1 protein-coding gene is annotated in these 1,584 nt (G+C 45.5%); it reads right to left on the bottom strand.

The genetic code is table 11. The features are described 5' to 3' along the window. Positions 1-54: 54 nt before the first annotated feature. Positions 55-1,481, bottom strand: a protein-coding gene (tnpC, locus tag R7Z50_RS24110) for an IS66 family transposase (protein ID WP_405543002.1) whose coding sequence is annotated in 2 segments (ribosomal slippage) — positions 55-1,286 and positions 1,286-1,481 — 1,428 coding nt in all. Because the reading frame shifts where the segments join, the coding sequence is not laid out codon by codon here. Between the last annotated feature and the right edge of the window lie 103 nt (positions 1,482-1,584).

Below are 1,584 nucleotides of genomic sequence, written 5' to 3'. Positions count from 1 at the left end.
GTAAGCGTTCACCGAGGTATCTTGACTTACCAGATCTGAAGAAACATATGCAGTTTATAGATCAAAAACGTTTGGGTACGGTCTCTTCGTCACAACAGCCGTGATGATTTCACTCAACACTGACATTGCCGATAAGCCACGCTTTTTGCAGGTTTCGATGAGGGTATGTATCCTACTTCGGAATTTATCACCTGCATCCGAGGTCGTTCCGAAGCTGATTTTCCTTTGAATGACAAAACCTCTAATACATCGCTCAGCTTCATTATTGGTTAAGGGGATTGACGTTTTCTTGAGGAAAACCCACAAGCTCTCTCTATGTTTAAGCAGTAACTTGCATCGCCCTCTATACCGCTTGACCATCACACCTGTCCCTTTGCTCAACCAATGATCGAACGATTTTTGTAGCCTGTGCATTCGCCGCAAGTACCGTGAATAATCCAATTCACCTTGCTCATAACGATGCCGAGTATGGAAAATGGCGTTCGTCAGCAAACAAAGATGTTTGCCAATATAAGCGGTGTGGCCACCGCCACTATAATCCGCCATTTGCTGAAGATTGCGCTTCACATGTGCCCAACATAACTGATGACGGTCTGCGGCTATCCAGTTATAGCTTGGGCATTGGTCGCTAACCACAATGCCTGCATAGTCTTCATCGATGACCTTTTTTGCTGAGGAGGTTGAGCGTGAATAGAGTATTTGTTCATAGACAAGGTCATCACTGGCCACTAACCAACACCAACGAAGGCTCGTTTCATCATTTCGGTGATGAGAGGTTTCGTCAGCATGAATCAAAGTCGCTTTCTTTAACGCTTGTTTTATCGCCTGATGCAATGGCGTTAGCATTGAAGCGACCTTCGTTTGCGCTTCGCTAATCGCGCCGACCGAAAAGGTTGTGCCAAGCTGTTCTTTAAGTAGAGATTGGATTTTCCGAACACTGAGGTGATATTGCCCTGCAAGAACTCCAATGTAACTTAATAAGTTCGGCCCTATAATCCCTTGCGATGCATCGTCAGGCTTTTGAGCCTTGACGGTTTCTTTACAGTGCCGACATTGGCCTGAAAATAAACGGTATTCGGTGATATCGACAGTGGGTTTGGGAATATCGAAGACCTGATGGCGGTAGTAAGGGCCACCTTGAACATCTATATCAGACTGGGCACAGCAAGGGCACACTTCAGGAAAACAATCGATAACTACATCCGTTGCTTTCAGTCGTGAGAGTTTTCGTTGATGCCCTGTGTGGCCTTCTTTAGCTCCTCTCGAATTGCAACCACTAGAGCTTTGATCTTTTTTCGCTCATGCTTGTCCTTAGGGTTGTCAGACGAAGGTGGTTTCGATGAATTTTTGGAGTTAGTAGCTTGTTTATCGGTAAGGTGGCGCAACTGTTCCCACAACTCTTCAATCAGTGCGTTTGCTTCGTTAAGGTCAGAGGCTACGGGCGGTTCCTCTTGATATTTAGGGGCTTTCTTTCTGCTCATAACAAACAGGATGAAGCACTGGAATGATCACTCAATAGCCAAGAATGGATCAAGTGCTGAGTGTCACACTTTTTCTGTCAATAGGGGCTTGGTGAACACTTAC

The sequence above is a fragment of the Vibrio sp. 1249-1 genome (assembly GCF_033340495.1).
Note: the sequence above shows the minus strand (reverse complement) of the source record. Positions and strands in the feature narration are given on the sequence as shown.